This window comes from Peptoniphilus sp., assembly GCF_022767005.1.
Lineage (GTDB): Bacteria > Bacillota > Clostridia > Tissierellales > Peptoniphilaceae > Peptoniphilus_A.
The window spans coordinates 1-9,295 of the sequence record NZ_JALEOV010000028.1 but is presented as its reverse complement, the minus strand read 5'-3'; the positions used below and the strand labels follow the sequence as shown (position 1 = coordinate 9,295).

8 protein-coding genes and 1 pseudogene are annotated in these 9,295 nt (G+C 28.4%); 4 read left to right on the top strand and 5 right to left on the bottom strand.

All coding sequences use genetic code 11. The annotated features are described in order from the left end of the window. Positions 1–126 (bottom strand): annotated as a pseudogene (locus MR285_RS02350) (ferredoxin-NADP reductase); the annotation flags it as partial. 161 nt (positions 127–287) lie between these two features. On the opposite strand from MR285_RS02350, the gene proB reads away from it, so the two are divergent. Together proB and MR285_RS02340 are read left to right on the top strand one after the other, a co-directional pair. Further along, positions 288–1,070, top strand: a complete 783-nt coding sequence (proB, locus tag MR285_RS02345) for a glutamate 5-kinase (protein ID WP_293557635.1) — start codon at positions 288–290, stop codon at positions 1,068–1,070. Next, positions 1,048–2,304 carry a glutamate-5-semialdehyde dehydrogenase gene (locus tag MR285_RS02340; RefSeq protein ID WP_293557633.1) on the top strand — a complete coding sequence of 419 codons (1,257 nt, stop codon included), beginning with the start codon at positions 1,048–1,050 and terminating at the stop codon, positions 2,302–2,304. Before proB ends, MR285_RS02340 begins: the two co-directional genes overlap by 23 nt. Positions 2,305–2,473: 169 nt before the next feature. Here MR285_RS02340 and MR285_RS02335 read toward each other — a convergent pair whose 3' ends face one another. The 4 genes from MR285_RS02335 to MR285_RS02320 all read right to left on the bottom strand — a co-directional run bounded on the left by MR285_RS02335 (position 2,474) and on the right by MR285_RS02320 (position 7,228). Next, entirely contained in the window at positions 2,474–4,966 is a 2,493-nt protein-coding gene (locus MR285_RS02335; protein ID WP_293557631.1) for an ABC transporter permease, read from the bottom strand. After that, positions 4,956–5,627, bottom strand: a complete 672-nt coding sequence (locus MR285_RS02330; RefSeq protein WP_293557629.1) for an ABC transporter ATP-binding protein — start codon at positions 5,625–5,627, stop codon at positions 4,956–4,958. Before MR285_RS02330 ends, MR285_RS02335 begins: the two co-directional genes overlap by 11 nt. Positions 5,628–5,714: 87 nt before the next feature. Then, the gene (locus MR285_RS02325) at positions 5,715–6,587 is read right to left on the bottom strand and encodes a HAMP domain-containing sensor histidine kinase (protein ID WP_293557627.1); all 873 of its coding nucleotides are present in this window, start codon (positions 6,585–6,587) and stop codon (positions 5,715–5,717) included. Beyond that, complete coding sequence (locus MR285_RS02320; RefSeq protein WP_293557625.1) at positions 6,575–7,228, bottom strand: response regulator transcription factor; 654 nt, start codon at positions 7,226–7,228, stop codon at positions 6,575–6,577. The genes MR285_RS02325 and MR285_RS02320 overlap by 13 nt, the downstream gene beginning before the upstream one ends. A 438-nt stretch (positions 7,229–7,666) precedes the next feature. On the opposite strand from MR285_RS02320, the gene gltS reads away from it, so the two are divergent. Both gltS and MR285_RS02310 read left to right on the top strand, forming a co-directional pair. Beyond that, on the top strand, positions 7,667–8,920 hold the full coding sequence (gene gltS, locus MR285_RS02315; protein ID WP_293557623.1) for a sodium/glutamate symporter: 1,254 nt from the start codon (positions 7,667–7,669) through the stop codon (positions 8,918–8,920). A 236-nt stretch (positions 8,921–9,156) separates the two neighbouring features. Then, positions 9,157–9,295: nitronate monooxygenase (locus MR285_RS02310; RefSeq protein ID WP_293557637.1), on the top strand; the 139-nt coding region annotated here is incomplete at its 3' end.

The following is a 9,295-nucleotide window of genomic DNA, read 5'->3' as shown; positions in this document are numbered from 1 at the left end:
GGAATATTTGTCTGCAATTAAAATAATAAACTGACCTGGTTTTGCAGAAGCTGCAATTTTAGGTGCATAAATGTCAAATAAATAAATATTTGGCGCAAGTAATTTTTTTCTTAAAATTTTTGGCAAAATAATCACACTCCAGAATTATTATAGCATAAGGAAAAATTAAGGTAAAAGGAATTTAAAATGCTAAGATTATTTATTTAAAATCTACTTTTTTATTATAAATTGTAAAAAATATTTACTAAAGTAAAAATTTAAAGTATATTATATTTAAGGTGATTGAAATGAGAAAATTTTCAAAGGAAATAAAAAAAGTTGTGATAAAAGTTGGTTCATCTTCTATTACTCACGACAATGGAAAGATAAATTTACAAAAAATCGACGAGCTTTGCTATGAAATTGCAAACTTAAAAAATAGGGGAATAGATGTTATTTTAGTATCAAGTGGTGCCATTGCAGCAGGTCGTGCGAAATTAAATTTGAAAGAAAGACCGAAGGAAACCTCAGACAAACAAGCTGCAGCAGCAGTGGGTCAAGTTGCACTCACAAATATTTACGATAGGTCTTTGATTAGTTATGGCTACAATTCTGCACAAATTCTTTTAACTAGACAGATAGAAAAAGATGACGAGATGAGAATTAATGCAAAAAACACTTTTGAAAAATTGCAGGGGATGAATGCCATACCAATTATAAATGAAAATGACACAATTTCTACTTATGAAATAAAATTTGGCGATAATGATACATTATCTGCTGTGATTGCGAGAATTACAGAGGCAGATCTCCTCATTATGCTAACAGACATTGAAGGACTTTACACTGACGATCCTAGAAAAAATCGCGACGCAAAAATTATTCACGAAGTTGAAGACATAAATAATGTGGAGGCAATGGCAAAGGAAACTGAATCCAATGTTGGCACTGGAGGAATGTTCACAAAAATTAGGGCGGCAAAACTTGCCATAGAAAAAAATATCGAAGTTATAATTGCATCTGGAGAAAATATGAAGACAATTAGAGATATAGTTAAAGGAGAAGAAATTGGAACCTATTTTAAGTGTTAAGGAATTAGGAAAAATAGCAAAGGAAGCTTCCTATAAATTAAAAAAATTAAATACAGAAGAAAAAAATAGAATGCTAGCTTCAATTAAAAAGTCGCTTTTGTCTGAAAGTAAAAATATATTAAGGGCAAATGAATTAGATATAAAAAGAGGCAGAGAAAATAATATGCCTGATGGTCTAATTGATAGGCTTCTTTTAAATGACGCGAGAATAGAAGCTATGGCAAAGTCAATAGAGGACGTAATCGACTTTAAGGATCCAGTGGGAAAGGTTTTGTCCATGGAAAAAAATTATGCGGGACTTTTAATTGGGAAGAAAACTGTTCCTATGGGAGTTATTGCGATAATTTACGAATCCAGACCAAATGTAACACTAGACGCTTCAATTTTATCACTTAAAGCATCTAGTGCAATAATTCTTCGCGGCGGCAAAGAATCTATAAATTCAAATATTGCAATAGCAGACGCAATAAGACTTGGGATAAAAAATTCAGGCTATGATGAAAACTTCGTCCAAATTGTAAAAGACACATCGAGAGAATCGTCAAAAGAACTTATGCAATTAAAGGGCTACGTAGATCTTTTGCTTCCAAGAGGCTCAGCTTCACTAATTAATTCCGTTGTGGAAAATGCAAAAGTACCTGTAATTGAAACGGGAGTAGGAAATTGCCACATATATGTAGATGATGGAGCTGACATTGAAAAGGCAGTGAAGATTATAGAAAATGCAAAGACACAAAGGATTGGCGTGTGCAATGCAATGGAATCACTTGTGTTAAATGAAAATCTTCCAGATAAATTTTTTGATATGTTAAATGGAATTGTTGAAAAATACAATATAAAAGTTCACGCGGACGAAAAATCTATTTCAAAATTTAAGAACGCAGAAGCCGCAACTGAAGATGACTTTGGAAGAGAATACTTAGACTACGAATTTTCTGTAAAGACAGTTTCAAATGTTGATGAGGCAATTCAACATATTACAAAATATTCAACAGGGCATTCTGAAGCAATACTTACAAAATCTTATGAAAGGGCAATGAAATTTTTAGAAGAAGTGGACTCAGCTTGTGTCTATGTAAATGCATCGACAAGATTCACAGATGGTGGAGAATTTGGCAAGGGCGCAGAACTTGGAATCTCAACACAAAAACTTCACGCAAGAGGACCAGTTGGATTGGAAGAACTTGTAAGCTACAAATATATAATATTTGGACATGGCGAGTTTAGAAGTTAATATTAAAAAATAAAACATAATAAAAGACTTGTAAAAACAAAAACCGACACTTATTTTTTTAGATAAATGTCGGTTTAATTTTATATAAAATTCCTTATATGCCTATAAACTATATAATATAAGTATTGGCAGTATTAAAACTAATAACAAATTTAATATAATAAATTTATTATTTTTTTTCATTATCCAAATTCCTTATCCTATCAACTAGGCTATTATTACTGTGGTTTTCATAAAATTCCCTAGTGAATAGTATTCCTATTATTATATTTACAATGTTCACAATTAATAGTGGAAGAATTGTAAATTTAAATGAAGTCCACTTAGTTGATTCCATGAAGTTTTTTAAGATAAATTGATTTACAAGTAGCATTACTATGACAGAAAATATTAAACTTGACAGAGAATAAATTAAATTCTTTTTCACTAGATAGGATTTTATTTTTTTCTTAGTCATTCCTATTGCTTCAAGTATAGATAAGTTAACCATATTTTTAATAGTTTCTGTGGCTATAATGTTAATAAAGTTCATCGAAGAAATTAAAAATAATACTAAGGATAGACTATATCCCACAAACTCTATAAGGTTTTTAAAATCTTTAAAGGATTTTATTTGAAGGTCTCTTGAGTCATAGGCGAAGTCTGGATCATTTTCTAAAGATTTTAACAGTTTATCAAAATTTTTCCTTTCACTTTTTTCTATATCAAAACCATAAGACATAATGCTCCTATCATTTGTAAGTTCCTTATATAAAAAAGTAGGCATATAAATATACTCTAATGATAAGATAGGACTAGTATCATCTTCTATATTTTCATGGATTATAGGAAAATATCTCAAACCATTTGAAAAATTATAATCAATTTTAGCCATTACTTGGACTTCTTTTATTTTATTTTTTACATTGAGAGTAAGTTTATCGCCAATTTGATAGTAGGATGTATTATTTGCTCTTTCACCAATAATAACATAATTTCCAGTTTTCCATTTTTCTGCATCAAATTCTCCTTGAATAAATTGGTATTTGTTTATAAGATAGTCATCAATTCCAAAAAGAGTTGGAGATATTTTTTGGTTTTCTATTTTTATATCTGGATAAGAATACTCATATCCATAAGAATATAAAGCTCCTCCGCCATTAAAGCCTTTTTGCCTTTTTATTTCTCCAATAATCTTATTGGAAATGCTATTTTCTTTTCCTAGATACATATATCTAAAATATTTTGGACTTGCTATATTATAATCAGTTACAATAACATCTGAAAGCCCTTTTTTTAAATCAATGTTTCCCGTGTAAGTTAAAACACTATTTAAAATAACAGCGGCTAAACTCATAGAAAGAACAATTGATATATATCTGAATTTATTAGAGAATATCTGTCTTCTAGCAAGTTTTCCAAGTGAAATAGAATTACTTTTATATTTCTTTTTTATTTGGGTTTCATTATATCTACTAGCATCTATAGGTGAGATTTTAGATGCGTATTTTGCAGGACTCATTACAGATAAAAAGACAGTTAACAAAGTAAATATCGTTGAAAAAATAATAATGAGTACTACATTAACAATAGACAGCTTTATATATGTTAGCATCATATTATTTGAAAATATTTTATTTAAAATAATTTTTCCAATAGAAAGTCCAAGCATATTTCCAGCTACTATTGACGGAATAGAAACTATAAAGGACTCTAAATGTACGAGTTTCTTAATTTGAACTTTTGTCATCCCTATTGTTTTAAGTAATCCAAGAAGTTTTATGTCTTCATTTATAGATATTTTAAAAATATTGTTTATAATTAAAAATCCTGCAATCATAACCAAGGCTAATAAAACCAAGGCAGGTAAAAAATTAGTAAAGTCAAAGTTTTTACTTCCTGATAAAATGTAGGCGAAGTTAACTCCAATTCTTACTTCTTTATCAGATAAATTTCCTGGACTATCTACAACTTTATAGCCCTTTCTCTCGGCTACTTTTATAAGTTTATTCTTTATATTAAAAGAATTTTTAAGCATAACATCCATATCATTTATTTTATATGGAAGATTTAATGTATCTGCATAAGCTTTCGATAAATAAATTTGACCGACTCCAACATTTGAATCAATAGGGTTCTGAAAAGTTCCAGATATAATAAAATCATCCCTTTTCTTTTCTATAACTTCTCCAGTATAAGGTTTTTCAATATTAAAGGGGATTTTTATTTTTTCTCCAATTTCACCATTGTATCCAAGTTTTTTAGCAGTAGATATATCAATGAAAACTTCATTTTTCTTTTCGGGTATTTTTCCTTTTATATTATCTATTAGAGACCAGTCGTAATTCTTTTTATCTATATATGAAAGTTCTGCTGATATTTTATTATTATCTAATATTCCTATCTTTTTTCTAATTGAAAACTCTTTTATCTCCTTATCCTTAGATAAAATTTCTATGTCCTTATCAGAAACTTCTTTAAATGATCCGTGGCTTGTTGTACCTATAGTTTTCATCGTTTGAAGTTCCATGCTTTTACCAAGTCCCAAAATAACTGAAAACAAGCTTGTAAATAAAATTGAAGTTAAGGCTATTGATAATAATAAGATATTTTTTCTATTTTTATTAGCGTTTAGAATTTTTTTTGCTAAATTTTTTATATAAATTTTATTTTTAACTTTCATTATTCATCACCAATTTTCCATCTTCAATTCTTATAAGTTTATTTGCAGCTTGGGCAACTGAGTCGTCATGAGTTATAATAAGTATTGTATTTCCCAGTTCTTTATTAATTTTCTTTAAAAGATATACAACTTGGGATGAAGATTTTGAATCTAGGTTTCCTGTAAGTTCATCAGCTAAAATTATAGACGGCTTAGTAACCAAAGCTCTTGCTATGGCAACCCTTTGTTGTTGACCTCCCGATAGTTCATTGGGCATTTTATTTACTTGCTCTTTTATTTCAAGGATATTTACAATAAGGTCTACATATTTTTTATCCACCTTATTGCCATCAATGCCAAAGGGAATAATTATGTTCTCGTAAACATTTAACATAGGTAGGAGATTATAGGATTGAAATACAAAACCTATATTCCTTCTTCTAAAAATGGATCTCTCATCATCCTTTAATTTATAAATGTCTGTGTTGTCAATTAAAACTCTTCCGCTTGTAGGATAATCAAGTCCTCCTATCAAATGTAATAAGGTCGACTTTCCAGAGCCAGATGCTCCAATAATAGAAATAAATTCTCCCTTTGATACATTAAAAGAAATTCCATCAAGGGCTTTAACCTCTACATCCTTTGTTTTATAATATTTTTTTAAATTTTCTACTTTTAGCATATAAATCACCTCTTTCTATAAGAATAGCAAACTAATCTTACAAATTACTTACGAAACTTCTTACAGTTTTGTAAGAAAAAAGACTTCTCATAAGGGGAAGTCTATCATAAATTTTATTTTATTCTCATTTAAAGATGCTATTAATTTTCCATTATGTTTTTCTATAATTTCTCTTACAATAAATAATCCCAAGCCCAATCCATCCTTAGCAAGTGAATTTTTACCTCTATAAAATCTTTCAAAGATTTTAGGTAAATCTTCTTCTATAATTCCTTGGCATGAGTTTTCTATATCTAAATTATAATTTAAATAAGATTTATATACAGATATATTTATAGTAGAATTTTCGGGTGAGTATTTTATTGCATTATCAATTAAATTGTGAATGGCTTCTTTAATCCACCTTTCATCCATATTAAAAATGCAATTATGTTTTTCAAAGTAAATTTTAATATTTTTATTTAATAGAGGATCTTTAAATTCTTTTAAAACATCACTTACTAAGTAAGATAAATTATATTGAGATTTTTGCAAAACAATAATATCTGATTCAAGCCTTGATGATTTTACTAAATTATCAATTAAAAATTTAAGTTTATCCAATTCGTACTTAATGATCTCTATGTATTCTTCTTTTTGATTCTGTTCTAATAAACTAATATAAAGAGAAAGGTTAGTAATAGGTGTCCTAGTTTGATGAGAAATATCTGCTATTAAATCTTTAGTTTTATTCTTTTCTGTATTTAACTTAGACTCTTTCACTTGATTTGCATATAAAAATTTTACAAGTTTTGATTTTATCTTGGATAATTCTTTTTCATCAAAATCTGAAATTTCTAAACTTCCATCTATTGCATCATCAATATAGTTTGAGAAATTACACATTTGTTTACTTAAATTTATATATTTAAAGGCAAGTATAGCAACAATAATAGCCAAAATTATAACTAATAATTCCATTTATAACCAACTCCAAATACAGTTTCTATTGGATCATAGGGTTTTAGTTTCGTTCGAATTCTTGAAATATTTACACTAAGGGTATTTTTATCTATAAACTTATCGTCAAATCCCCAAACAAAATCAAATAGTATTTCTTTTTTTAAAATACGACCTTTATTTTTTATTAATGCATATAGAATTTTAATTTCTGTCCTTGTTAAATCAAAATTAACATTATTAACTGAGAACTTATTCTCGGAGAAATTAAAATCAAGTCCATCTTTTTTATAAATGCTTAAATCATCGGAGTTGATTTTTTCAAAAGCTCTTTTTATCTTAGCTTCAAGAATTCCTAAGGAAAAAGGTTTAGTTAAATAATCATCTGCACCTAATTCAATTGCGGATATGATATAGGCTTCTAAGTCAATAGCTGACAATACAATTATTGGAATTGTTGAAATCTTCCTTGTATATTTTATTATTTCAAGTCCATCCCCATCTGGTAAGTTCATATCCAATAAAATTAAATCAGAATTACCAATATAATTTTTTGCATCACTTATAGTAAATGTAGGAATAACTTCATAATTTTTTTCTAAAGCTATGGATAAGCCTTTATTTAGATGTTTGTCATCCTCTATTATTAATATATTTTTCAATGAATTTTCCACCTCAACTATAGATTTATATATAGTATACCATTATTGCTTATATTAAAAAAACCTATACTTTTATTTATAAATACTTATTTTACATATATAAAAATATATTGAATTTCTAATTAAAATTTTCAAATTTTAGTTCTAGTTGTATATGAAGTCTTATAATTCTTTGAATAGCTTTGCATACTCTTTTTTTGATATTTTGAGTTAAGCTTTTTATTTTTTACTAAGTTTTTATATTTTTAATATGGTAAACATAATTTTATTTGAAATTACTTCTTTTAGGAGTTATTCATAAATATATTTTATCAATTTAACACTAATAATTAATATCAAAATAAAATTTAGCCTTTAATCTCTTGCAAAAAAGAAAAGGTTTTATTATAATAGAAATGTCTTAAAAAGACAAAAATTTAATTAAAGGAGGGAGATTAAATGAATATATCATTTAATGTCATGCAAACTGTTGGATTTGCAATCATAGTTTTTTACATAGGTAAATTTATCAGAAGCAAAGTCCAATTCTTTCAAACATTTTGTGTGCCTGCACCAGTAATAGGAGGATTCCTTTTTGCAATAATTCGATTCTTATTACAACTTAGTGGAGTTTGTACTTTTGAATTTGATCAAACATTAAAAGATCCTTTTATGATGGTATTCTTCACATCAATTGGTGTTGGAGCTGACCTTGATACACTTAAAAAAGGTGGAAAAGGTTTCATATTATTTGTTCTAGTATCAACAGTTCTAGTAATTTTCCAAGACGTTATAGGACTTGTACTTGCAAAAGCTACAGGAGCAGATTCACTTCTAGGCTTAATTTGCGGTTCAGTTACAATGGTAGGTGGACACGGTTCTGCAGGTGCTTGGGGAACAACATTTGAAGAACAAGGGCTTGCTAATGCATCAACATTTGGTATGGCTGCAGCTACGTTTGGTGTAATTATGGGTTCATTAATTGGTGGTCCTATTGGTTCTACACTTATTAGAAAACACAATCTAGCTAGTCCTATTGACAATAATAGCGATGATATTGATGTTCTTGAAAATTTAGAAAAAAACAACTCTGGGGAAAATTATAAAAAAGTTGTTCCACTAGAAGCATTAGATTTTATTAAAGTTTTAGGACTTATCTTTGTATCAGTTGGTTTAGGCGCAATTTTACAAGTGTTTATCAAAGAACATGTAACTATTATGGGTAATCCACTAAGCTTACCAGCTTACGTTACTTCAATGATTCTTGCAGGTATCTTTGTAAATACAATTGGTAAAAAGGGATCTAAATGGGCAGTTGATGATAGAGCTAACTCTATTTGTGGCGATGTTGGACTTAACGTATTTTTAGTAATGGCACTTATTGATATTAACCTATTAGACCTAAAAGAAGTTGCAGGATCAATGCTAGTTATCTTATTTGCACAAACAATCTTTATGGCATTCTATGCTTACTTCATTAACTTTTGGGTTATGGGTAGAAATTATGACGCAGCTGTTTTATCAGGTGGTATTTGCGGATTTGGTATGGGTGCTACTTACAACGCACTTGCAAACATGGATTCAATCACAGAAAGATTTGGTCCATCACCAAAAGCATACTTTATACTACCTATGGTAGGAGCTTTTGCAATTGATATTATCAACTCATTCTTTATAACAATATTCTTGAATGTTGCTCAAACATTAAGATAATTAAGTTAATAACGATTAAAAGATCACGAAGTTTTCTTTGTGGTCTTTTTTGTTGTATGCCAATTTTTTGTAAGTGCGATAATATTTAGTCTATTTTCATAAAAAAGGACTATAAGTTATAAAGATAAAAATCTATATTTTTAATAAAGGAACAAGAATTTTTAGAAAACTTTGGGTAAATAGAAAAAAAGAAAGCATTAAATTAGACGAGTTAAAATAAAGATTAGGAGTGAGTTATGAGAATTAATGAGATTTTAAATATAAAATATCCAATTTTTCAGGGTGCCATGGCAAATATTTCAACAGCAGAGCTTGCTGGTGCAGTGTCTATTGCCGGTGGTCTTGGCATGATTGCAACTGGTGGATTTAGTCCCA

Coding starts and splice junctions, on each gene's coding strand:
- gltS (WP_293557623.1), top strand. CDS start 7,667: ATGAATATATCATTTAATGTCATGCAAACTGTTGGATTTGCAATCATA.
- MR285_RS02325 (WP_293557627.1), bottom strand. CDS start 6,587: ATGGAATTATTAGTTATAATTTTGGCTATTATTGTTGCTATACTTGCC.
- proB (WP_293557635.1), top strand. CDS start 288: ATGAGAAAATTTTCAAAGGAAATAAAAAAAGTTGTGATAAAAGTTGGT.
- MR285_RS02330 (WP_293557629.1), bottom strand. CDS start 5,627: ATGCTAAAAGTAGAAAATTTAAAAAAATATTATAAAACAAAGGATGTA.
- MR285_RS02335 (WP_293557631.1), bottom strand. CDS start 4,966: ATGAAAGTTAAAAATAAAATTTATATAAAAAATTTAGCAAAAAAAATT.